We start from the raw sequence: 24,568 nt of genomic DNA, 5'->3' as shown, positions 1-24,568 counted from the left end.
TGAGCATGCCTGCTTGCAGGACGTTGCAGATATGGCAGGGAGGACGGGAAGTATGGCAGGAGATGCTAAGGGTATGAGAGAGAAGGGCAGGGGAGTGTTGGGAAGTATACGGAAACTGACGGACAGCAGCTGGATCAGGAAATTTAAGGACATGGGGCTGGGCAGGAAGTTTACAGTGACGATCGTACTCTGCCTGATTTTGCCTCTTGTGGTGGTATTTAGTCTGATGAACAGTGTGATAGCAAAGAAATTTCTGGAAAAGCAGTATGAGAAGGAACTTGAGATCCTGAAACAGTCAAAGCCAAGTCTGGAAAATCTGCTGGAAGATGTAGTCATGCTCTCCAGGAATGTTGTGGGGGATAAGGATGTCCAGCGTCTTTTGGAAGAGTACGTGCGCCAGGAGAATGTGAGTGAGGAGTCATTGAGAAAGGTGAAGCTTACTATTGAACAGTCTGTTTATATGAAGAAATATATATCCTCAGTCTCCCTTTTTTCCGGGGATAAGTGTCTTTATCAGTATGGAAATTATTACGGCAGTGAAGATATATTAGAGGATCCTCAGAAGAAGGCGGAACTGGAGGGACTTGAAGGCAGGCCCATGTGGGACCCGGCCAGGGTACTGGGGAATTATGTGGCAGGAAAGGAGAACGGGGCAGTAGTTTCTGTCTACAGGATCATAAATCATCTCTACAGGCTTGTGCCCGTGGGGGCTGAGAGGATCAGTATCAGTGAGGAATATCTTTGTTCTCTTTACAGTTCAGTTGAGGCGGCGGAGGGGGAGGAAGCATATATTTTTGACGGAACAGGAAATATTGTTTCATCAAGAGAAAAAGAAAGACTGGGCAGTACAGCCGGCGTGGAAGTGAGAGAAAAGGCAGTTCTTAATAATGGATACTATGTGGAGAAAGGGAGGGGACACGCCGTCTTTTATTATAAAATTCCGCTGACAGGCTGGACTATAGTCAGGACAAAAAATATGACAGCCCTGAAAGAACAGATCAGCAGGATCAACACGATCATCTGGATGGCATTAGTCCTTTCTGTTCTCTTTGGCATCATTTTTACCATGCTTCAGAAGCGGACAGTAATAAATCCTGTAGTCCGGCTGGCAAAAGATGTAGAAAAAGTGGATGAAGGCAGGTATTACATCAAACTTCATACAAGGAACCAGGATGAGATAGGAATATTGAATCAGAATGTGATATCAATGACAAGAAGGATACAGGATTTGATAGAGAGTGTGTATAAGGGGCAGATACATATGCGAGAGGCTGAGATATTGTCTCTGCAGTCTCAGATCAATCCTCATTTTCTTTATAACACCCTGGACACCATGAGGTGGATCGCCATAGAGCACAGGGAAGATGTTCTTGCAAAGCAGATAGAAGCACTTTCCGGCATGTTCCGCCATGTACTTAACAATGGCAATGAGGTTACAACCGTAAAGGAAGAGGTGGTGCATCTGAAAAATTATCTTGAGGTACAGAAGTGCAGATTTGGGGAAAAGATTACTGTTGATGTGAACGTGGATGAATCTCTTTACCCGTGCAGAGTATTGAAGCTGATCCTGCAGCCTATTGTGGAAAATGCATTTGTTCACGGACTGGAGGGAAAAGTGGGAGGAGGGCATATATATGTGTCGGTAACGGGAGACGGCGATGATATCTGCTATCTCGTCCGGGATGACGGCATAGGGGTAGAACAGGAGAAGATACAGGCTATATTGGACGGAGTGGGGCCGTCAGGCAAGATCTATGCTTTGAAGAATGTAAATGACAGAATCAGACTCAAATACGGGAAAGGTTATGGGATGTCTATAAATTCTGAGCTGGGCAGGGGGACTGCGGTAGAAGTCAGGATTGCCCGATGGATGGAGGAGGAGAGACATGAAGGTATTGATCGCTGATGATGAGATGCACATTAGAAATGGACTGCGGACGGGAATTGACTGGGAGTCACTGGGCATAGACATGGTGCTGACCGCGGAGGACGGCAGAGAGGCCCATCTTGTCTGCCAAAAGGAGAGACCTGAAATAATTATTACGGATATCAGAATGCCGGGAATGGACGGGCTTGAATTAACAGGGCAGGCCGGACGGAGCCTGGGGGCAAAGAAGGTTATTATTCTGAGCGGTTATTCTGAATTTGAATATGCAAAGAAAGCTATAGGCCTGGGGGTAGTGGATTATTTGCTTAAACCTGTTAATATCAGGGAGCTGTCTGAGCTGGTAGAAAAGTGTGCGGCTGATATCCGGGAGGAGGAAAGAAGAGAGGGGCTTACCAGGCAGGAAAAGATCAGAGACATATTAGATAAAAAGCTGCCGGCGGAAGAAATAAGAAACATACTGTACAGAAAAGGCGGGGAGATACTATGTCCGCCGGAGATTGCTGTAGGAGCAGTCAGCCTTGATAAATCTTACGGCAGGTATATACAAGGGTATGAGAAAGTCAGAGGTGATGTGCCGGGCAGCCGGACCGTTTATCTGGCAGAGGCGGACGAGGTCCTGGTATATATGGCAGAGATCAGGACAAGAGAGGAGAGGTCTGGCTATTACGCAGAATTTGCCGGGCTGCTCAATGCTGTGAACAGGAAACTGGCGGGTATGGGGAGCTGCTCCATGGGGGTGAGCGGGCGCGGAGCTGTGACAGACATTCCGCAGTTATTTGAGCAGGCAAAAAAGGCTTTAGCACACCGCATGTATCTGGGTGACGGAAGCTGTATCTATTTCGACATGGCCAGATTAAATCAGGAAAAAATGTACCCTTTTTTACAATTTGACAGAAGGAGAGCCAGGGAGAGCGTGGAGATGCTGCGGATAGATCAGCTGAGAGAACTGATCAGCGTACATTTTGATGAGATGAAACGTATGAAATGTACGGATGTTAAAGCGGCGCAGGAGCTTTGTGTGACTATTAAAAATGTGGTTTTTGATGTAATGAGAGAAAAAGGGGTTGATATTGCGGGAATCCTGGACAGCAATCAGGAGCTTTTCCAGAGCCAGATGGAATACACCAGCCTGGATGGCTATGAGGCCTGGATCTGCGATTATTGTGACCTGCTGCTTAGGGGCCTTAAGGATCTGAGCGGGAAGTGCTACAGTGCGGTGATCTCCAAAGCTGTTGATTATATGAACCAGCATTATGGTGAGGATATCACCTTAAAGAGCCTTGCAGAGAAGGTAAATAAGTCAGCAAGCTACTTCAGCTGCATATTTAAAAAAGAAATGGGTGTAAATTTTAATGAGTATCTGAACCAGGTGCGTATTAAAAATGCTATGGAAATGCTGCGCTTGCCTGATGTGGTAATCTATGAGGTGGCAGAAAAGACAGGCTTTCACGACTATAAGTATTTCACAAAGGTCTTCAGAAAGCTGTGCGGGTGTTCGCCCACAGAATATATAAATCATAAAAAATAACATATAATCGAAATTTTGTCATCTGTGAGGAGGGGCATCGAAAAGGTAAGATATAATCACAAGTTACTAATCACAATAATCACAGCCACCGGCCTGGAATGCGTTTTCAGGCGTCTTGCAGTAAGAACGCCGGGGTATTCCTGAATGTGGCAGGTGCAGGAAATGGAGGAAGAAAGATGAGGAAAAGATGGTTGGCAATAGGGCTTACAGCAGTGATGATGACCGGAATGGTGGGAGCTTCAGCACAGGCGGCTGAAAAGAGTACGGACACAGATGAGCAGGTGACGCTGGAGCTGTTCTGGCAGAAATCAAACACAAACGTTATTCAGGAGATCATTGATAAGTTTGAGGCGGAAAATCCAAATATCAAGATTGAACTGACTGCGACATCTTCAGACACGGGAAAACAGATATTCCAGACAAGGATGGCTACAAATGAGCCGATGGATCTTGTACAGCACTGGCCGTCCCAGGCAGAATTCAGGGCCATGTGCAAAGAAGGCAGAATGGTGGATTTGTCCGGCTATGACTGGACGGATAATATCATTGATACATATTATGACATGTCATGTGTGGATGACAAGCTATATTCTGTGCCTCTTTCTATCAATGCAGGAGTTGTCGCCTACAACAAGGATATCTTTGAGGAAAATAACCTGGAAGTTCCGTCTACATGGGATGAGCTCATCAAGGCGGCAGATACTCTTAAGGCAGCAGACGTCACACCGTTTATCTTCAGCAACGGCGACAAGGAGAACTGTTCCCAGAAATTCCATATCATGACAGCAGCAGTAGCTGATGATAAATGGAACCCATATGATTTTTATGTGGGAATGTATGAAGGCAGCGGAGCTAAATTCGCAGATAACGATTATTCAAAGAAGGCTGCAGAGAGGCTTTATCTGCTCTCAGACGAATATGCCCAGAATGATCCTATGAGCACAAACTATGACTTGTCCATGCAGATGTTTGCCAACGGAGAAGGAGCTATGATGATCACAGGGACATGGGCACAGTCTGATATTGAAAAGAATAACCCGGAAATTAATATGGGAATGTTTGCACTGCCAACGGATGACGGGGTCAACATGATGATCTCCGGTATTGATCCCTGTATCGCAGCCATGACAGGAACAGGTAAAGAAGAATATGCGGCTAAATTCCTGGAATTTGTCTCCAGGACAGAAAATGCTCAGATCTACACGGACTATGATAAGTCCCCGAGTCCGATCAAGGGTGTGAAGACTGAAAATCCTACCATTGACCTGGTACTTGGCTATATTGAAGAGGGAAAGGCAATTCCCTGGTGGCGTGACTATATCAGCACAGGTGTTGTCAGTGATGAAGCAGACCTGGCCCAGGCATTTCTGATGGACGGGGATATGGATGCATTCCTGGAAGGAGAAGAAGAGATCGTGCTTCGGCAGGAGGACTGAGGAAGACAGTATGAGAAAGAACAGCATCAGCCATAAAAGAAATGTTTCCTACATGCCGGTTATAGTGACAGCCCTGGTGCTCTATACTGTGTTCTTTATTGTCCCGGCGCTTTACAGCTTTTACTTCAGTCTGACAGACTGGAACGGCTATTCCCTGGAATATCATTTTGTGGGGTTCAAAAACTTTGTGAAGGTATTCCGGGATAAGGACCTTTTTAATTCAATTAAATTTACCCTGATCTATACTGTGGTGGTGAATGCCACCACGATCCCCTGTTCCGTTTTTCTGGGGATACTTTTGACAAAGAAATTGAGAGGGGTTAATTTCTTCCGATCCATATTTTTTTATCCGGCTATCATCTCAATGCTCTCCCTGGGCCTGATCTTTAACGAGATATTCAGAAGAATGCTCCCGATGATTGGCCAGACCCTGGGGGTGGGAGCCCTTGAGACAAGCCTTCTGTCCACAAAGGCGGGAGCTGTGGCCGCTGTGATCATCCTGGGATTCTGGCAGAATCTGTCAATCCCAACCGTGCTTTTGATAGCTGCGCTTCAGAGTGTGCCCGGAGAACTGACAGAAGCAGCCAAGATAGACGGGGCAGGACCCTTAGCCAGGTTTCGCGTGGTGACCTTCCCCTATCTGGCCTCCACGCTTGTCATCTGCCTTGTCAAGGGGATCAGGGATGCCCTCGTGGTATTTGACTATATTATCTCGCTGACCCAGGGGGGACCGGCAAAGGCAACTACATCCATGGGATATAAGATCTACCTGATGGGAAGCACTGACATGAAATTTTCCCAGGGCTGCGCGACGGCAATCGTTCTCTTTCTTTTTATTGCCCTGGCTTCCTTCTTCATCATGAAGGTAGTAGGGAGAGGAGGCATTGAGCAGCAATGATGAATATGAAGACAAAGAAAAGGATCACAAATATCCTGACATATATCTGTCTGATCTTCTGGTTCCTGTGTATCGCTCTTGTGCTGTATGTGACAGTTGTGAACTCCTTCAAGACTCAGGCTGAATCCAGCAAAAGCTTTCTGACGCTGCCGGAGGCCTTTAATATACAGAATTATATTGAAGTGTTTAACAGGAGCGGATTTCTGCAGGCAGTTTTTAATACTACGTTTTTCACACTTGTATCTATTGCGATCGTGACAATATTTGTACCGGCGGTCTCTTATGCGGTGAACCAGACTATGCCGCTGAAGACTTCTAAATTTACCCTGTATTACATAACGGCGGCAATGTTCGTGCCCTTTCAGATAGTGGCTCTGCCCCTCTCCATGTTTATGAAGGGGCTTGGGCTGGGAAACAGGCTGAGCATCATTATTATTTTTGTCACTTATCCTCTTATACAGGGAGTGTATCTGTGCAACGGCTATCTGAAGACGATTCCCAGGGAGCTGGCAGAGTCAGCATATGTAGAAGGGGCGGGGTCATGGAAGACCTTCTTTAAAGTCATCTTTCCTATTATGAAGCCCATGACAGCGACAATTGTAATTACAAATTTTCTCTGGATGTGGAATGAATTTCTGATATCGCTCATGATACTGGGGGCCGATAAAAAGACGCAGACGCTGCCGCTGTTTATCTACAGCTTTAAAGGGCAGTATTCTATTGAATATAACCTTTTGTTTGCAGCCATAGTGCTGTCCTCTATACCGCTCACTGTCATGTATGTATTCCTTCAGAAGTATATCGTGGCCGGACTGGCGGGAGGGGCAGTAAAAGGATAGGTGCGCCCAGATTGTAATGAGAGGACAGGAGGCGTGGAGAATATGAAAGGGCTGAGATATCTGGGGAGGGGGCAGGCCAGGATTGCCAAGATGCCTGTGCCTGAAACCAAAGAAGGACAGGTCCTGCTGGAGGTTGCTGTATCGGCCCTGTGCGGGAGTGAGAGAAGCGACTATGAAAACGGCTGCAGCTTTGTGTCAGGTCATGAGTTTGCAGGCATTGTGAGAGAGACGAACGGCTGCAGGAGGCTTAAGGCCGGGGACAGGGTGACAGTGAATGTACTGGCAGGCTGCGGTGACTGTTATTACTGCAGGACCGGCCAGCCCCAATTCTGCAGGGAGCTCCACGTGTGCCAGGGCGGGCATGCCCAGTATGCGGCTGTTCCGGAGGAATGCTGTATCCCTCTGCCTGATTATATGGACTTTGAGGCAGGCGTGCTGCTGGGGGGTGACACGCTTGGCGTGGCATACAGGGCGGTAAATAAGATCAGGCCTGACTTTGGCCGGGTGGCGGCAGTAATTGGAGCGGGGCCTATCGGGCTGGGCGTTATTTCACTGCTGAAATACTATGGGTATTATGCAGCTGTAATGGAAAAAAACCAGCTCCGCTGCCATTACGCGGCAGAGCTGGCCGGGGCGGATGAAGTGCTGGGACAGTTTTCGGATACATGTCCAGGGGAGCGTCTGGGAGAGCTGACTGGCGGGCTGGGAGCTGATGTGGTGTTTGAGTGCTCGGGGAGCCCTCTGGCAGAAAGAACCGCCCTGGAAATAGTCAGGCCTGCAGGGACTGTTGTCTTCTGCGGAGAAAACTATAAAGGGCTGGAAATTATACCGTCGGATCACATTATACATAAAGAGGTAACTCTGACGGGAGCATTCTATTTTACCAGAAATGACTTTTACGGACTATGTGAGATATATAAAAGAGGGTTTGACCCGAAAACGGCAGTGACCCATAGGATGCACCTGGACAAGGCGCCTGATGCCTGCAGCATGTTTTTTAGCGGAAAGACAGGAAAGGTCCTGCTGTACAGGGACCAGACATGCCGGACAGGGCATGGGACGGAGGAAAAATGGAAAGATTGACAGTTGCTGTTATAGGAATGGGAGAGCGGGGCAGGATACATCTGTATGGTTTCCTGAAAAATCTTGAGTATTTTCATGTGGCAGGCGTCTGTGACAGGAAAGAGGAGAACCTGGAGAAGGCAGTTAAAGAGTGCGGCATTTCAAAGGATATCTGCTACACCGATGCCAGGCTGATGCTGGATAAAGTAAGGCCGGATATCCTCGCTTTCGTGACAATGCCGCATATCCGGCTGCCGTTGGCAGAGCTGGCGGCGGAATATAAGGTGAGAGGACTGATGTTTGAAAAGCCCATGGCAACTTCTCTGGATGAGGCTGACAAGATCAGAAAACTCTGTATGGAAAACGGGATAAAAACAATTGTCTGCCATCAGCACAAATATGTTAGGTCATTTATGAGGCTTAAGGAGGCTATAGACAGCGGTGAGCTGGGAGAGATTCATGAGATGAAGGCCAGCTGCCAGCCGCAGGCCTCACAGCTGGGGACACATTACATTGATTATCTGCTCTGGGCAAATGGGGGTAAGAGGGTTTTAAGTGTCACCGGCCATGTACATGGAAACTTTTACCTGGACGATTCCCATCCATCCCCGGATTATGTAATGGGGCAGATGATATGCGAGAACGGAGTGAGGATGACTTTGGAGTGCGGCTACTTTGCAGCCAGGCATGAGGAGCACAATACAGGATTTACCCATGGTCCCGCAGAAGCGGCGTACTGGACCGATGACAGGCTTACTGTCTACGGCACAAAGGGATATGCGTGGGCTTCCTGCAATGGAAAATATGCAGTGTTCTCACCTCTCACCTCACCGGATATACGTAAAGGTGACTACCATGACTTTTTCCAAAAGGAACAGTATGATGCACAGGTGCGTTACACAAAAGACTTTGCAGACTGGATGAACAAAGTGAAGGACGGACACCCGTGCAGCCTGAGTCAGGCGTACCATGGTTATGAGATTTTAGAAGCGATGTATGTTAGTGCGATAGAGCGCACCAGGGTAGATCTGCCTATGAGGCTGCCGCTGCAGTATGATGCCCTGGAGGTTCTTAAGGATAAGCTGGGCCTGGTCAAGTACCGCCGGTTCTAAGAGAAGGAGGAGCAGAATGGGGAAATGGTATGAGAGCAGGTACAGAAGGACACTGCTGGATATGCACATTGAGGACTGGGATGATTCGTTTATGGCGGAGTTTGACCCGGAGGAATATTTCAGAATGCTGAAGAGGGCGCAGGTGAGCGCACCTATGATCTATATCCAGTCTCACGTGGGACTGTGCTATTGGCCTACTAAGACGGGAGTGATGCACAGGGCTTTTACAGGAAAAGAAGATCAGATCAGGCACCTGATAGATCTCTGCCATCAGGACGGAATGAGCGTTGTGGTCTATTACAGCATTATATTTAATAACAGGGAATATGACAGGCATCCCGAGTGGAGGATGCGGGATGCTTACGGCCAGGGTTCCAGGGACCACGGCGGCAGGTATGGGCTCTGCTGCCCAAACAGTAAAGGGTACAGAGATTTCGTAAAGGCTCAGATAAAAGAGTTCTGTGAATATTTTGATTTTGAAGGCGTGTTCTTTGATATGACATTCTGGCCGGAGGTATGCTACTGTGATTCCTGCAAAAAGCGCTGGGCCGAAAAAAATGAGGGAGATATGCCGCAGACTGTGGACTGGCGGGATGAGCGCTGGACAGAGTTTGATCGTGAAAGGCACCAGTGGATCTATGAATTTGCCCGTCTGTGTACGGACGAAGTACATAAATACAGGCCTGATGCCACAGTGGAGCACCAGTATGGCAATTCTATCGCCTTTTGGAGGTTTGGGAACAATGAGAATGTATCTCTGGCCAGCGATTATATCGGCACGGATCTGTACGGAGGGCTCAGGCAGCAGTCCTTCGCCTGCAAAGCCTGGTATAACCTGACCCAGAACCAGCCCTTCCAGTATATGACGTCAAGATGTTATCCTACTCTGGCGGAGCATACTTCCACAAAGACAAAAGACCAGCTGCGTCAGTGCGTTGGAATGACATACATCCACCACGGGGCCAGCCTGCTCATCGATGCCATTGATCCGGCGGGGACAGTGGATAAGAGAGTGTACTCCCTCATGGGGGAGATCTACGGGGAGGCCAAAAAGTATGAGCCCTATCTCAACAGGGGAGTGCAGGCTTATGATGTGAGCCTGTACTTCAATCTGAACGGAAAATTTGACCCAAATGCCAATGGGATTCATGTGATGGACCACAGGCTTGACAGAGATACCGGCAGCGGCGGCGGCATGCCCCATTATGATGCCCTGATGGGTGCGGCGAATATCCTGGCGGCAGCTCATATCCCGTATGGGATCATAAATAACTGGAAACGGCAGGAAATGTTTGGGCACAGGGTTCTGGCGGTACCGGATGCCCCTGGTATGAGTGGAGAAGAAGCAGAGCTGATCCTTGACTATGTAAGGGGAGGCGGCAGCCTGTATCTGAGCGGACAGTGCCATCCCAGGCTTTTAAAGGAGATCTTTGGCGCTGAGGCTGATGGATATACAGATGGAAGGATGACCTACCTGGCCCCGGAGGAGGGGGAGGATAATGTGATGGAAGGATATTTCACAAAAAAATATCCCCTGGTAATGTTTGAGCCTGCCGTTAAATTAAAGGAAGGCTTCAGAGGAAAAGTGCTGGCAAATCTCACATTCCCATATACACTACCCGGGATCAGGTGGTCTATGTTTCCTGCAGATATCCATGAGGAGGAGTATGTGGATGTAAACGGACCTGCTTATAAATTTGCCACTATCCATGCCAATCCGCCGGGAATCCCCACAGAGGAGCCGGGAATGATCCTGGCGGGATACGGTAAGGGACGGGCAGTCTACTCGGCCCTGCCCATAGAGAGGGCCGGGCGCAGCCAGCATGGAGCTGTTTTTACTAATATTATAAAAATGCTGGCCGGCGGTGAGTTCTGTTTTAGGGCGGATGCGCCGGAGACTGTGGAATGCGTAATGTTCAGGGATGAGGAAAAGAAAGAAGCTCTGCTGGGTGTCATTGAGACAAGAGAAGGGTACAGCATTCCCGACACGCCGGGCATATGTCTGGAAATACGTGCAGAGCAAGCGCCGGAAAAGGTATGGCTGCTTCCGGATGAAAAGGAGCTGTCTTTTACCTGGAAGAACGGAATAGCCAGTGTGTCTCTGGAGCCATTTTCAATATATGCCATGGTTCTGGCGAAGTGGAAGGACTGAGCAGTAAATGCACAGCCCTGCTGAATAGTTACAAAATATGGACATATGATCAGGAGGGATAAAGTTATGACAGATAAAATGACATGGGCCGAAAAGGCCCTGGAGCAGGGAAAAGGGGTGCTGAGGCTGGCGCCTGTATGGGTATCCAGGTCTTTTTGCAGGCCGGGAAAACGCATAAAACTGCATCCGGATGATTATTATGCGCTGGGCGCCGACAGGGGCGGGATCGATGAGCGGTGGTTTTCTTCGGCAACCTGGGCAGAGAACGGGCCAAAAACAGCAGAGGATGAGGGGCTGAGCTATATTGTGGCAGATGGAAAGAAGCGCATCCTGCTGAGGGATGCGGTAGAGCTTTTGGGGGCGGAAATCATAGGGGAACATTTATATAAGAAATACGGACGCTGGCCTATGTTCTCTAAATTCTTTGACAATGCCGGCCCTCTGCCCCACCACATCCATCACAGGGATGAGCATGCAAAAAGAGTAGGGGCAGCGGGTAAGCCGGAGATGTATTTTTATCCGTCACAGCTGAATAATCATGGAGGGGAGTTTCCGTTTACATTCTTCGGTTTCAACCCGGAGACATCAAAGGAGCAGGTGTTAGATGCTCTGAAGAATTTTACAAAGGGTGATAATAAGCTGCTGGATCTGTCAAGGGCGTATAAGCTCGTTCTGGACACGGGATATGATGTGCTGCCGGGAGTCATGCATGCGCCGGGCAGCCTCTGCACTTACGAGCCGCAGTTTGCTTCAGACGTCTATGCCATGTATCAGTCTGTCCTGATGAATGGACAGGTATTGGAGGAAGATCTGCTCTGGAAAAACTGTCCGGAGGAGGAGAAGGGAAATTATGAATACCTGCTGGAAGTAATAGACTGGGATATGAACGTGGACCCGGATTTCCATAAGAACCGTTTTATGGCGCCGAAGCTGGTGCGCCCTGTTGAGGAGATGGAAGATGAAGGATACAGGGAAGAGTGGATCTGCTACAAGTCGGATGTAGTCTGTGCAAAGCGCCTGATGGTGTACCCGGGCAGAAGCGTGACAGTCAGGGACGCTGCGGCCTATGGAACTATCTGTATCCAGGGGAAGGGCAGATTCGGAGAGTTTGATATGGAGTCACCGGCCCAGATAAGATATGGGCAGCTGACAAATGATGAGTTTTTTGTGACAGAGAGGGCAGCAAGGGAGGGCATAAGGATAACAAACAGCTCAGACTGCGATAACCTTGTGATCCTGAAACACTTCTCAGAAAACCCGGAACTTCCGGCGGAGGAGGGAGCATGAAGCGGTATGGAACGTTTATTTCCGCGAGCAATGAGCCGCGGGGTCTTTGGTTTGCAATAGACGGTAAATTTTTCAGGTTTATGTCAAAGCTGGCAGATCTGATGATCCTGAACCTGCTCTGGATTCTCTGCTCCATTCCAATAATTACCATCGGAGCGTCCACGGCGGCGCTCTATAAGGTTACTATGGAAATGGCAGAAAACAGGGAATCCTATGTGGTGCGTACATTCATCAGGGCATATCTGGATAATATGAAGAGAGCTACGGTGGGGTGGATGGCCTTTCTCACCTGCCAGACAGTGCTGGCAGCAGCATTTGTATACGGCCAATATATTTCGGAGGGCGGAAGGGAAGCTCTTGTGGTGGGAATCATGGTGTGTGAGATATTGTTAATGCTCGTATTTTTGTATATTGTTCCCCTGATGACCAGAAAAGGAATAGAAACAAATGCACTCAGGCTGGCAGCTCTTCTGGCAGTTGCAAACCTTCCGTGGTCTGCAGTGCTGCTGGCCGGGGAAGGAGTAATTCTTTTGATGGCAGTGAGATACCCGGCATTTACAATCCCGGTGCTGCTGGTAGTTGGAGTGTCAGGTACTGCCTATATGATGTCACATATCTATCTGCATGTTTTTGAGAAGGCCGGGCTTAAAACGTTACTGGTCACGGAGTGACCAGTAACACGCTCCGCGATGCACAGAAACGGCAAAAACGCTGTTTCGCGCTGCAGCCCTAGGAATTTTCGCGCAAAACGTGCATGAAAACACCTCGCGGGATGGTGACGTGTGAATAGTAACCTTAAAACAGCCCGGTCCTGAATAATTCACGGTGTCTGTAGAAGTACAAGGTTCCGGCACTTGCAGCAGAAGTAAATAAAAGCAGTAATGGTACGGAAAATCCCTGTGATATGTCAAAAAAATGTACTGCGAATTTAATGGAGAAAATAAATGTGCATATTATGACTGGCAGCTGCCAGGCTAAGGCAGCCACATAATTTCCGCTAATCTCGGCCAGGACGAAGATAATCCCTGCCAGCAGTATGCACAGAATCAGAAGAGTTCCGGCACATATCATCATATAATTACCGAACGTAACCGGGAAAGCGCTTATAAATGAACTATAAAAGCCAGTTATATAGCAGTCCTTGCAGAACCAGAAATTATTTCTCCATGTAAACTGAAATAGAACAGCGATCTCTGCAGTGATAATAATAAGGCATCCCAAAAGGACGGCATTTCTTTTCAGTTTATATAAATGGCGTCCTCTTTTTGTTGTATAGAGGAGCGGCTTCATATTATTCATATTATCCTTTACAGAGTAGGGTACAATTAACATGATCAAGCTGAAGACCATGAAAAGAAAGTAGTCTGAGACTAAACGCAGAAAGTATGTAACGGGGTAATCGGGCATAAGACTCTGCAGTTCCATTTCAGTTAGAGTACGTGAGGAGAGCTGTCCACTGCCGATGGAGCCATTTATTGTCTGCCGGGTGCTGTATTCCTCTGCGATTGATTCCAGATATTGGATTTTTAACAGTTCATGCCGTATATCAGCTTGTTCATCCTGTGAGAAAGCGATATTTAAGTTACCAGACAGAATTGCGGCCGTTTCAGTAGGAAGACTTTCCAGTGCTTTTTCCAGGTCCTCAAAAGTAGTGATGCCTAACTCTGTGTATTCCTCATGTTTACGGATCCATCTGTCAATTTCACTCTCTGGTCTCTGCGGGATATTTGCACATAAATCTTCATATTCTGAGAAATCTAATTCAGTTCCATATTTTTCAATAAGATCCTCAGATATCTCATACTGTATTGATAAACTTGTATCCTGTTTTGCAATATCCAGGTTTGGCCTGAAGAACAACATATAAAATATAACAAAAGCTATTATCAGTATAAGCAGCCTGGGAAGGCTCAGGAGCTTTCGCATTTCCGATTTTAACATTCTGACACCCCTTTCTATAATTCTTGCCGGTTAAACCGCCGGATCATAATCATACAGGCACTTCCAAGGATCATGCTCCATAATATAATTGTACCCGATTCATAAAATGGAAGTGAAACCGAGGAGGAGCAGCTGATAAACCATTTTCCGGCCTGCAGAAGACAGTCCACAGGATTATATTTTTCATAAAAGTATGACATGACAGATAAAGGCATATTCATTCCGGCAATCCGTATAATGGAAGTACCGGCCAGGACCAGAAGCACAGCCAGAAAAGAATTCCTGATCACTGCAGATAACGTAAAGGCAAGCAATACAAAAACAATCCCCAGCCCTGATGCAGTTATAAAATTTAACAGAAAGTATCCGCCTATAGAAATAGGCCAGCTGCTGATGCAAGGCGAGCCGCCGAGTTCATTCATGCCTGAGCTGACAGGCGCAGTCAAGAGATTATTGACTGGATAAACTGCAGTTAATAAAATGAATGTTATGCCATAAAGGATAGCTGAGATAAAGATGCCATCCAGGATACTGCATGTTAGTTTATCTGTAATAGTCCGCCTGCCTTTTGACGTTGTATAAATGACTGCTTCCGTCCTGTTGTTTATTTCAAAGTGAGTATTTCTTACAGTTATAAGCACGCAGCCTGCAATCGTTTCTATTGCAGTAATAAAGAGGATATATACAGACAGATAGGAAAAATAAGACATACTTGCGGGCAGGAAGAGCGTACCTGCTTCATTTGCGCTGATCTCCTGCTTCCGCCCTTCCAGTCCATGATACAGTGATACAGCGTATTCGGCAGCTTCTCCTGACAGATGATTGTCTGATATATAAGAATAGGCCATATCCTCCAGGCTGACATTTTCAAATAATCCGGGTGCCATCCGGATAAATCCTTCTAACTCTTCCCATTTCATGCCGGATGTGTTCATTTTCTCAGTCCAGAACTTTTCATAATCCTGTATGATACTATTGGTTATTCTGGTTCCTGTTTCTGAAGCCATTCTATTGATCTTCTGTATGTCATCTCTGTATTCCCATCTGCCCAGAAGCAGATAGCAGTTTAACAGCAGGCAGCCCAGGCAGAAAACAGGAATGAAATATCCTCTCCAGCTTTTCTTTATCTCTTCTCTCATAATCTACTCCTTATAAACATAGAGAAAAATATCCTCCAGTGTGGGAAAACAGGAAGTCCAGCGTGGGTCTTCTTGTTTTTCACTGATAAATCTTACAATCACTTGACCGCCTTCCTGGCGTTTTGCTACAACCTGATGCTGTTCCTCAAAGGAAGCTGTTCTGGACGTGTCTAATGTACATTCATAAACTTTTCCGCGCAGAACCTGGCGGATTTCATCAGCCCCGGAAGCATACAGGAGACGGTGGTCTTTGAGCATGATAATCTGGTTTGCAATAAATTCAATGTCAGATACAATATGTGTGGAAATCAAGACGATCTTATCACGTGATAGTGAGGACAGAATATTCTGAAACCTAACACGTTCTTTTGGATCCAGCCCGGCGGTTGGTTCATCTAATATCAGCAGTTTCGGATCATTTAGCAGAGCCTGGGCAATGCCGACACGCTGAATCATGCCCCCTGAAAATTTCCGCATTTTTTTGCCGGAGGAATCTGTCAGGGCAACCATATCTAAAACTTCTTTGATCCTGCTGCTGCGTGTTTTCTTATCAATACCTTTTAATACACACAGATATTCTAAAAACTGCGTGGGGGTGTAATCTCTGTAATAGCCGAATTGCTGAGGGAGATATCCTATCTTTTCACGATATTTATCTTCCAACTTGTAAATATCCTTTCCATCCCATAATAGCTTTCCGCTGGTGGGAAAGGAAAGGGTTGCCATCATTTTCATCAGTGTGCTCTTTCCGGCTCCATTAGGGGAGAGCAGGGCATGTATTCCATTCTCCAGATTCAGGCTCAAGTGTTCCAGTGCGGTAAAATCACCGTACTTTTTCGTTACGTCACATATTTGCAGCATTGTGATACCTCCTTTTTTCCTCCATCATATTTTTAATTATGCTGATATATAAAATCAGCGCGATCAGAGAAATCATACAAAATATAAGCAGGGAAGTGCCTTCCATGAAACGTATATACAGACTGCGGATCCCATTATATAAAATACCGTTCACCAGATACCATATAACCAGTACGCTTAAAAGACAGACAATCCGGCTTGTAATGAAAAGTATTCCGGACATTATGGATGCAAAGAGAACCTGGGCCGTAAAGGTAAGGATCAGAAGCCTTGAAAAGCTTACGGGATAGATCCTGGCTAACCCCCAGACATATATATAATTTACTGCCAGGCTTAAGAAGCTGATTGCGGCCATCCTCAGTGAGATAATGTGTATAAAAGTATATTTGCATGACATTTGTATTACCAGGGTATTTCTTTGTTTTTCCTTTATACAACTTAACGTAAATGTGCATCCATAAAGTATGGGTGATATAAGAAATGCAAGCCCATAGATTTCTTCCGCCCGCCCCAGTACATATTGTGTGCTGCCATACATTAAGAGAAATGTGACAGCGTAGGAAATAAACATGACATCGCGGGTATTTCTGAAAAGGTTCATGATACCGATCTCTTTAAACAGGCAGGCAGCAAATTCCCTGGGTCCTATCTTCTTTGGCAGGGTATCCATATACTCAACGATTTGGTTTGCCATCTCTTTTTCATCGACTTTTTGCCATACTCCTGATAAATATTCCTGATCATTCATTTTTCCACTCCTCCTTTAGCCTGGACGCCTTTTTCCGCGCCCTGTATATTAAAATTTTGATCTGCGGCAGCGGTTTATTGAGACGCACAGCAATCTCCTGATAACTTAGATCCTCCACAGCGTACAGGTACAGGACATCCCTGTATTCTTTCTTAAGAGCTGTCATCAGCTGCCGGATCTGCAGTTCTCTCTCATGTACTAAGTATATTTGTTCCGGAGAATCATTGCTTACCCCCTCATCAACTCCTTCTATACTGACTTCAGGCTGATGATTTTTCTTTCTCAGGTAATCTATAGATTTATTTTTGATGACAGTCCACAAGTAAGTCTGAAACCCACAGCTGAATTTGTACCGCATGCGCTGTATGTATATGTCTGCAAAGGAGTCCTGCACAATATCCTGGGCGGCAGTACTGTCCCTGATAATGGAACTGCAGAACATTTCAGCATGCTTCCTGTATTTCAAAACGAGCTGTTCAAAAGCTCTGTGGCTTCCGTCCTGAACAAGGCGCATCAACTCATTATCGTCTTCCATACTGTCCACCCCCTCGTATTATTCCTTCTATATTTATTACTCGTTTGTAAATGAAAAAAGTTACAGGTGTTTATTCATAAAATTTATTATATATGATTTAAAAGGCATTTAACATCCGGACAGCAAAACTTCAGCTCCCATACAAAAACTCCAGAGGTTTTAATGTTGTCCCGGCCTCTCTTTTTGAGTAAGATATAAGTATATTAATGTGAAGAAACTAAACATTTATCTTAATGTGACGGAGGGTACGGCAATGAAGAACAGGAATACAAATATATTTATGTCCGGTGAGGAAATACCAAGCTCACTCTGCCCCTTGTTCTGGCAGCACGGGGAGGAGGAGAGCGTTTTAAGGGAAGAGATAGCCAGGATGCACGAAGGCGGAATAGGAAGCTTTATCGTGGAATCACGTCCGCATCCGGACTTCCTAAGCTTTGGATGGTGGAGGGATCTGGATATTATCTTATCAGAGGCAAAGCTGCGGGGCATGGATGTGTGGATCTTTGATGATAATGCGTATCCAAGCGGGCTGGGGGCCGGCAGGATACGGGAGCTGTATCCTGACTCCAGAAAACGCTATCTTTCCAAACAGCAGATAGATGCAGTGGGTCCATTAAAGGGGGCATCTCTGCAGATAGGACAGTGGCTGGGAGAGGGGGATCAGCTTTTCAGGGTGATAGCCGGCAGGCGCGCTAATGGGAATGATAAGCTGCAGGAGGAGACGCTCACAGATCTGACGAGTCTTGTGAAGGATGGAATGCTGTACTGGGATATACCGGAAGGGCCATGGAGGATATTCCTTCTGATCATTACAAGAAATGGCGGAGAAGAGTGGACTAAGGACTATGTGAATCCCATCAGTTATGATGCAGTAGGACATTATATTGATATAATTTATGAAGAGCATTATAAGCGGTATAAAGAGGAGTTCGGGAAGACAATAAAAGGATTTTTTATAGATGAACCACGTTTTGGAAGCGCCTCCTCCTATGAGACAACTCTTGGCAAAACAGGGTATGTATATCCCTGGAGCGAGGAAGTCATGGAGGCTTTGGAGGAGGAATACCCGGGCGGCATGAGCTGCCGTCTGCCATTTTTGTGGAGCAGTGAGAACGAGGTGTGCAGGGATGTGCAGTACGCATACATGAATGTTGTCTCAAAGCTGTTTGCGAGGGATTTTACCGGACAGATAGGAAAATGGTGCAGGTCTCATGGGGTGAAGGTGATCGGCCATATTGTGGAGGATAACGGAGCGCATGCCAGACTGGGCTTCGGACCCGGACATTATTTCCGCAGTATGGAGGGATTTGATACGGCAGGACTGGATGTGGTGTACCAGGTCTGGCCTGAATACAAGGACGGCTTCCACACGACGCCCTTTGGGTATCTGGATTCAGAGTTCTTCTACTGGGGGCTCAGTAAGATGGCTTCCTCAGCAGCACATCTGGACCCGGCCAAAAAAGGGATCACCATATGTGAAATCTTCGGCGCATATGGCTGGCAGGAAGGCCTGAAGCTGATGAAATGGCTGACAGACCATGTCTGCGTGAGAGGAATCAATGTGTTAGTTCCCCATGCTTTTTCACCAAAGTATCAGGATCCAGACTGTCCGCCTCACTTTTACGCCAGAGGAGAAAATCCTCAATGGAAATATTTTAGAAAATGGTCAGATTATGCCAACAGGGTGTGTCATCTGTTAAGCGGCGGTACGCATCATGCTACAGCAGCAGTTCTCTATCATGCAGAGGCCGAGTGGGGAGGCAGGTACCAGCCATTTGAGAAGGCAGTCAGGGCTCTTATGGAGTCTCAGATTGACTGTGATGTGATCCCGGGCGACTGCTTTGCGGACGGCAAAGGCCTTTCAGCTGAGGATGGACGCCTGCATATTGGGGATGAATATTATGACGTACTCATTGTTCCGTATGCACAGTGCCTTCCAGAGGCGCTGCTGGCTGCCTTTGACAGGGCCGCGAAGGACGGTATCCCCGTTCTGTTTGTGGACGATTATCCTGAGCATGTATATTACAAATATGGTGATGCCGGTATACTTGATGTACTGCGGGATAATCCAGGCATTGACGTGTGCGGGCTGGATAAGATAGCTGAGTGGATGAAGGAGAGAGGCTTTAATGATATCAGGACAGATAAATCATATCCTGACCTGAGATGCCTGCATTATGAGAAGGAAAAGAAGAGCATATACTTCTTTACAAATGAGAGCAAGTACCAGACAGTCAGGGCAGAGATCACGCTGAAGGAAAAAGGAAATCTTGTCTTCTATGATGCTATGGAGGATAAGTATTATGCAGCCGGAGGAAAACAAATAAAGGAAGGGTTTGTCTTTAAACTGATTCTTGAGCCTTACCAGTCACTCTTCGTGCTGCATGCACCGGAAGATGCGGTTATCAGCAGAAGGATCCCGGTTATGGGTGAGGAGATGACAGTAGCAGATCAGATGGCGGATAAAGAGTTGGATAAAGAGACGGATAAGCGGCCTGATATTTCCGGAAAAATACTGTCCCTTGAAGGCGGCTGGCAGATATCCGCAGACGGACCGGACGGCGAGCATAAGTATCTGCGGGACATCACGGAATTAGTCAATATTTCAGGACCGGATATACTCCCTGATTATTCAGGAACTGTCAGTTATGAGAAATCATTTTTCCTGGAAAAGGAGGAAACGCTGGGGGACGTGTTCCTTGACTTGGGTGATGTGTATGAGACAGGCGAGGTATCAGTAAACGGTATCCCGGCAGGGATCAGGATATGTCCGCCGTATACCTTTGAACTAAGAGGATGCAGGGAAGGTGAAAACAGGCTGCTTGTAAAGGTAACAAATACGCTTGCAAAAGAGAGGCAGGGAAACATCTTTGACAGAGCCATGCCTCAGGAGCCTTCAGGTCTGCTGGGGCCTGTCCGCCTGTATCTTTCACGGAACTCTTTTGGCGAGCAGTGATATTCCTGGCGGAACTTTTTATAAAAATAAGTAGTATTTTCATATCCGTTTAAATGTGCGATCTCTTCTATAGACAGGCCGGTGTTCTGCAGCTGGCCTGTAATGGAGAGAAAGCGCTGCTGCTGGATAAGTTCCTTAAAAGTCATTCCTGTCTTTTTCTTCAGCATGGTAGTCAGATAGTTGGGATTCAGTGAAAATGCTCTGGCGGTGGATATCAGGCTGCAGGTCAGGTAATTGGCTCTTATATATCTCAGGATCGGTATCAGTGGTGATTCTGTGTCCTGTGAGCTCTGCTGTTCATAGACGTTTACCAGTTCCAGGAATAAAAGGCTGATGAGGCTGCTGACAATAGATGGAGCATTGCCTGAGGGCGACAGATGCTCAAGCATCAGCTCATTCATAATGAAAGGAATACGTCTGTTGTCCTCTGAAGGAAAGAAGAGGTAATTGTCATGTGAAGCCATGGCTGACAAGGCGTCGGACAGGAAGCGGGACAGTACGCTTTCTTCTGAGAAGTGGTGGAAAAAGACTTCTGTAAAGAAAGGTTTATTGATCACGATACTGATGTGGATATCATTTTCGCCCAGATAACCAATGGAGTGAGGGGTATCGGAATCAAGTATGTAGATCTGTCCTTTTTTCAAAGTATAGACCCGGTCCCGCACCATGTGCTCACAGGACCCGGAAAACATATAACCCAGCTCTATCCATGGATGGATATGAGGCAGGACCGGCCGGAAACGGCCGGTCTTTGTCAGCTTAAGCTCAGGATGGGGCGTATACTTAAAAAGGCCGGAAGCTCCGCCGTCCATCATATATACGGTCGTAATATAATCTTTGATAGAAAAAGAGTCAGAAAAGAAAGGTTTTTCTAAATATATTTTTTCTGCCGGTTCTATAGTGTGTAAAAGCTGTTCCAGAGTCTTGTAATTCATGGGGCCTCCTTAATGTGATGGGAAAGATATTTCTATTATAGCTGTTTATTTCCGGGAAGGCAACGGGAGGGACTGCCTTCACTATTCTCAGTGACGTGTGAACAGTGACGCCAATGTTCCTTGACAGTGTATATGGTACCTGATACGATAGAAAGTATAGATATTGACCGTTATAGTTTCAGAAGCCATTGCGTATGTGGACAGTGGCCGGATGACAGAAAGGAGAAGATAACACACGGGAACAAGAGATGTATTATAAAACACAAAGGAGGATTTAAAATGGATGATTTGAAGAAGCTGACCAATGAGGCAGGCGCACCCGTCGCCGAAAATGAGCATTCTATGACAGCAGGCCCGCGCGGGCCGGTGATGCTGCAGGATGTATGGCTGCTGGAAAAACTGGCCCACTTTGACAGAGAAGTGATTCCGGAGCGCAGGATGCATGCAAAGGGCTGGGGCGCCTACGGTAAATTTACTGTGACCCACGATATCACGAACTACACTAAGGCAAAGCTTTTTTCCGAGATCGGCAAAGAGACTGAACTGTTCATTCGTTTTTCTACTGTAGCGGGTGAACGCGGGGCTGCTGATGCAGAGCGGGATATCCGGGGCGTAGCTGTTAAGTTTTACACAGAAGAAGGCAACTGGGACCTGGTCGGAAACAATACTCCTACCTTCTTCCTGCGTGATGTACATAACTTCCCGGATTTAAACCGCGCTGTCAAGCGCGACCCGCGCACAGGGATGCGCAGCGCCCAGAACAACTGGGATTTCTGGACCCTTCTGCCTGAGACATTCCACCAGACCACTATCGTCATGTCAGACCGGGGCATCCCGGACGGATTCAGGCATATGCATTTTTATGGAGAACACACCTTCTCAATGTACAATGCCAAGAATGAGCGTGTATGGGTAAAATTCCACTTCCGCACCCAGCAGGGCATCAAAAATCTGACGGATGGCGAGGCGGCAGCAGTCTGTGCAAATGACCGTGAAAGCGCAGGCCGTGACCTTTTTGAAGCGATCGAGAGAGGGGATTATCCTAAGTGGACTATGTATATTCAGGTGATGACTGAGGAACAGGCGAAAAAGCACTATGAAAATCCTTTTGATATCACTAAAATCTGGAAACACAAAGAATTTCCTCTCATTGAAGTGGGTGAACTGGAATTAAACCGCTGGCCTGAGAATTATTTTGCTGAGGTGGAGCAGGCAGCATTTACTCCTGCCCATGTAGTGCCCGGCATTGGTTTTTCGCCGGATAAATTCCTGCAGGGAAGGCTGTTTGTCTATGGAGATGCACACCGTTACCGCCTTGGCGTTAATGCAAACCAGATCCCGGTCAACCAGGCAAAACATGCACATGTAGCCGACTACCACCGGGACGGGGCTATGCGGGTGGATGGCAATTATGGCGGTGCTCCGGCCTACAGTCCTAACAGCGCAGGTGTCTGGGCAGCCCAGCCAGAAGTCATGGAACCGCCTCTGGATCTGTCAGGCGCTATGTATGCATACGATCCGGCGGATGATCCCACCGATGACTGTTTCCGTGCAGGCGGTGATCTATGGCGTATCATGACAGAGGACAAGAAGGCCCTCCTCATAGAAAATACTGCCCGCAACATCCAGCCTGTCACTGAAAATATAAAGTACCGCCATGCTGTCCATTGCTACTGGGCGGACAAGGAATACGGCGAGCGCATGAGCGAAGCTCTGGGTCTCTCCACAGACAGAGTCAGGGAGCTGGCTGAGGGCGATCACAGGGCGCTGATTCAGGCAACATTAAAGTAGTAAAATAATTAGAAGGCTGCCAGTTACAGCGTTTAAGTGCCATTTCTCCGGTGATAATCTCAGTGGAGAAATGGCACTTTTTTGCTTCATGACAAATAGTTCTGCTTCATTAAGCACGGTTACAGAAGACTTCATATGCCGTATATTCATGATCATAATGATAACCCAGTTTTTCCGCCAGGGCGACAGACCACTTATTTTGGGCATCCCAGCTGGGATACAGCCCCCGCTTTTTGCATTCAAGAATAAGTCCTGCGGCGCAGGCATACGCCAGCCCCCTTCTGCGGTAATCTTCCCTGGTATCTATTTCTATCTCAATACCCTCCCTGTATGTAGAATAAGAGGATGCGCCGGAGACGAGTTCTCCATCTTTGAGGATGACAACACCCAGTCCCAGCTTCTTATATGTCTTGTAATCCGGATATAAGGAGACAAAGCACCTGCTCCAGAGATTTGCTCTGCAATAATGATAGAGTTCTTCATCGATCAGCTTCATGGAATATGACGGATCCAGAGAATCCACGGCGCTCTTTAGCCGGGCATAATCAAAGATGTCAGGCTCCTTTTTGATTGCATAGCGTACAGTCTTTCTGGCCCTGTTAGAATAGATCTGCTCAATGAACCTTCCCCATTCTTCTGTCTGAGGAACCATTATAAGGTAGTCAGGGCGGTCCTCTGTGTCAAACTCCACCAGCTCCAAATCTGGTTTTCCGGCAAAAAAACAGAAATCTCCCAGTACGGCCATGGCAGAAACGAGATCCCCTGTGTCCTTCACGTAGATATCGCCCATAGTCCCATCAAGACAGGACCAGATTATAGTCTCCTCCCAGTTTGCGAACAGCTCAGGTATTACTTTGCTGTATGCGTGATTGTTCTGTATATCATTTATTTTTGTAAGCATGATAAATTCCTTTCTTCAGAGGCAGAATAAGAGGCCGGATATATTTATGGTTACTATTTACGGCTCCGCCGAAAGTGTGGTTCTGCGGATAATAACTATTTATTAATATTATAGCAGGGGAGAAGGTAAATGTCTTTGCTTTTCTGATAAAATTGCCAAATGCTTTTTAATACATGTATTTCGGACTGGTGGGTATAAAACCATATTTTATAAAAAAGATTAGATTTGGGCAACATGAAAAGGCACCCATTCATGAGTGCCTTTTCATGTTGCCCTTACGGCGAAAAATTTTCTTAATAAAATACCCTTACGGCGTATATTTCTCTTATTATTTTCATTCTATGGCGTATGTACCAAATTGTCAATTGGTTTCTTCTCTTTTTGGGACAGCAGTAATAGTTTCTGCATCTTTTAAGATATTATACGATTCAAGCAGCTTGTTGTATGCCTCCTGCAGTTCAGTATTCTTTTTCTGTTTGGCTTCATAGTCACGAACACCTCTTGCAAATCATTATCCAATGAACGGGTTTACTCCTGAAATGTCTTTTCCTTTCCGATA

19 protein-coding genes are annotated in these 24,568 nt (G+C 46.7%); 12 read left to right on the top strand and 7 right to left on the bottom strand.

Features of this window, described 5'->3' with window-relative positions:
- Window positions 1-52: 52 nt before the first annotated feature.
- From NSB28_RS20805 to NSB28_RS20760, 10 genes are all read left to right on the top strand, one after another.
- Window positions 53-1,906, top strand: a complete 1,854-nt coding sequence (locus NSB28_RS20805) for a cache domain-containing sensor histidine kinase (protein WP_257497757.1) — start codon at window positions 53-55, stop codon at window positions 1,904-1,906.
- Complete coding sequence (locus NSB28_RS20800; RefSeq protein ID WP_109625888.1) at window positions 1,887-3,416, top strand: response regulator transcription factor; 1,530 nt, start codon at window positions 1,887-1,889, stop codon at window positions 3,414-3,416. Before NSB28_RS20805 ends, NSB28_RS20800 begins: the two co-directional genes overlap by 20 nt.
- Before the next feature lie 176 nt (window positions 3,417-3,592).
- The gene (locus NSB28_RS20795) at window positions 3,593-4,852 is read left to right on the top strand and encodes an ABC transporter substrate-binding protein (protein ID WP_257497756.1); all 1,260 of its coding nucleotides are present in this window, start codon (window positions 3,593-3,595) and stop codon (window positions 4,850-4,852) included.
- Between the two features lie 10 nt (window positions 4,853-4,862).
- Window positions 4,863-5,750, top strand: a complete 888-nt coding sequence (locus NSB28_RS20790) for a carbohydrate ABC transporter permease (RefSeq protein ID WP_187374379.1) — start codon at window positions 4,863-4,865, stop codon at window positions 5,748-5,750.
- Window positions 5,747-6,589: a carbohydrate ABC transporter permease gene (locus NSB28_RS20785; protein ID WP_109625885.1), complete on the top strand. Its 843-nt coding sequence runs from the start codon at window positions 5,747-5,749 to the stop codon at window positions 6,587-6,589. The genes NSB28_RS20790 and NSB28_RS20785 overlap by 4 nt, the downstream gene beginning before the upstream one ends.
- A gap of 42 nt (window positions 6,590-6,631) precedes the next feature.
- A complete protein-coding gene (locus NSB28_RS20780; protein ID WP_109625884.1) occupies window positions 6,632-7,672 on the top strand; it encodes a zinc-dependent alcohol dehydrogenase in 1,041 nt (346 codons plus the stop codon).
- Window positions 7,660-8,763 carry a Gfo/Idh/MocA family protein gene (locus tag NSB28_RS20775; protein WP_109625883.1) on the top strand — a complete coding sequence of 368 codons (1,104 nt, stop codon included), beginning with the start codon at window positions 7,660-7,662 and terminating at the stop codon, window positions 8,761-8,763. The genes NSB28_RS20780 and NSB28_RS20775 overlap by 13 nt, the downstream gene beginning before the upstream one ends.
- A 16-nt stretch (window positions 8,764-8,779) precedes the next feature.
- The gene (locus NSB28_RS20770) at window positions 8,780-10,915 is read left to right on the top strand and encodes an alpha-L-fucosidase (RefSeq protein WP_257497755.1); all 2,136 of its coding nucleotides are present in this window, start codon (window positions 8,780-8,782) and stop codon (window positions 10,913-10,915) included.
- Between the two features lie 66 nt (window positions 10,916-10,981).
- Window positions 10,982-12,202 carry a hypothetical protein gene (locus tag NSB28_RS20765; protein WP_109625882.1) on the top strand — a complete coding sequence of 407 codons (1,221 nt, stop codon included), beginning with the start codon at window positions 10,982-10,984 and terminating at the stop codon, window positions 12,200-12,202.
- Window positions 12,199-12,873, top strand: a complete 675-nt coding sequence (locus tag NSB28_RS20760) for a YesL family protein (RefSeq protein WP_109625881.1) — start codon at window positions 12,199-12,201, stop codon at window positions 12,871-12,873. Before NSB28_RS20765 ends, NSB28_RS20760 begins: the two co-directional genes overlap by 4 nt.
- Window positions 12,874-12,997: 124 nt before the next feature.
- Here the strand turns inward: NSB28_RS20760 and NSB28_RS20755 are convergent, their stop codons facing one another.
- The 5 genes from NSB28_RS20755 to NSB28_RS20735 are packed head-to-tail and all read right to left on the bottom strand — an operon-like array spanning window position 12,998 to window position 17,426.
- On the bottom strand, window positions 12,998-14,143 hold the full coding sequence (locus NSB28_RS20755; RefSeq protein ID WP_109625880.1) for a hypothetical protein: 1,146 nt from the start codon (window positions 14,141-14,143) through the stop codon (window positions 12,998-13,000).
- Window positions 14,144-14,157: 14 nt separating this feature from the next.
- Window positions 14,158-15,282: a hypothetical protein gene (locus tag NSB28_RS20750; protein ID WP_109625879.1), complete on the bottom strand. Its 1,125-nt coding sequence runs from the start codon at window positions 15,280-15,282 to the stop codon at window positions 14,158-14,160.
- Window positions 15,283-15,285: 3 nt separating this feature from the next.
- Window positions 15,286-16,143, bottom strand: coding sequence for an ABC transporter ATP-binding protein (locus NSB28_RS20745; RefSeq protein WP_109625878.1), 858 nt, complete (start codon window positions 16,141-16,143; stop codon window positions 15,286-15,288).
- Complete coding sequence (locus tag NSB28_RS20740; protein ID WP_109625877.1) at window positions 16,127-16,891, bottom strand: hypothetical protein; 765 nt, start codon at window positions 16,889-16,891, stop codon at window positions 16,127-16,129. Before NSB28_RS20740 ends, NSB28_RS20745 begins: the two co-directional genes overlap by 17 nt.
- Window positions 16,884-17,426 carry an RNA polymerase sigma factor gene (locus NSB28_RS20735; protein WP_109625876.1) on the bottom strand — a complete coding sequence of 181 codons (543 nt, stop codon included), beginning with the start codon at window positions 17,424-17,426 and terminating at the stop codon, window positions 16,884-16,886. The genes NSB28_RS20740 and NSB28_RS20735 overlap by 8 nt, the downstream gene beginning before the upstream one ends.
- Window positions 17,427-17,679: 253 nt before the next feature.
- Here NSB28_RS20735 and NSB28_RS20730 point away from each other — a divergent pair, with 253 nt between their 5' ends.
- Window positions 17,680-20,382 (top strand): glycosyl hydrolase, encoded by a 2,703-nt coding sequence (locus NSB28_RS20730; protein WP_109625875.1) that lies wholly within the window; start codon window positions 17,680-17,682, stop codon window positions 20,380-20,382.
- On the opposite strand, the gene NSB28_RS20725 is transcribed toward NSB28_RS20730, so the two are convergent.
- Complete coding sequence (locus tag NSB28_RS20725; RefSeq protein ID WP_109625874.1) at window positions 20,313-21,317, bottom strand: AraC family transcriptional regulator; 1,005 nt, start codon at window positions 21,315-21,317, stop codon at window positions 20,313-20,315. The genes NSB28_RS20730 and NSB28_RS20725 overlap by 70 nt on opposite strands.
- A gap of 279 nt (window positions 21,318-21,596) precedes the next feature.
- On the opposite strand from NSB28_RS20725, the gene NSB28_RS20720 reads away from it, so the two are divergent.
- Entirely contained in the window at window positions 21,597-23,108 is a 1,512-nt protein-coding gene (locus NSB28_RS20720; protein ID WP_109625873.1) for a catalase, read from the top strand.
- 109 nt (window positions 23,109-23,217) lie between these two features.
- Here NSB28_RS20720 and NSB28_RS20715 read toward each other — a convergent pair whose 3' ends face one another.
- Window positions 23,218-24,009, bottom strand: coding sequence for a GNAT family N-acetyltransferase (locus NSB28_RS20715; RefSeq protein ID WP_109625872.1), 792 nt, complete (start codon window positions 24,007-24,009; stop codon window positions 23,218-23,220).
- Window positions 24,010-24,568 lie beyond the last annotated feature (559 nt).

This window comes from Murimonas intestini, from assembly GCF_024622195.1.
In the GTDB taxonomy this organism is placed as follows: Bacteria; Bacillota; Clostridia; order Lachnospirales; family Lachnospiraceae; genus Murimonas; species Murimonas intestini.
Note: the sequence above shows the minus strand (reverse complement) of the source record. Positions and strands in the feature narration are given on the sequence as shown.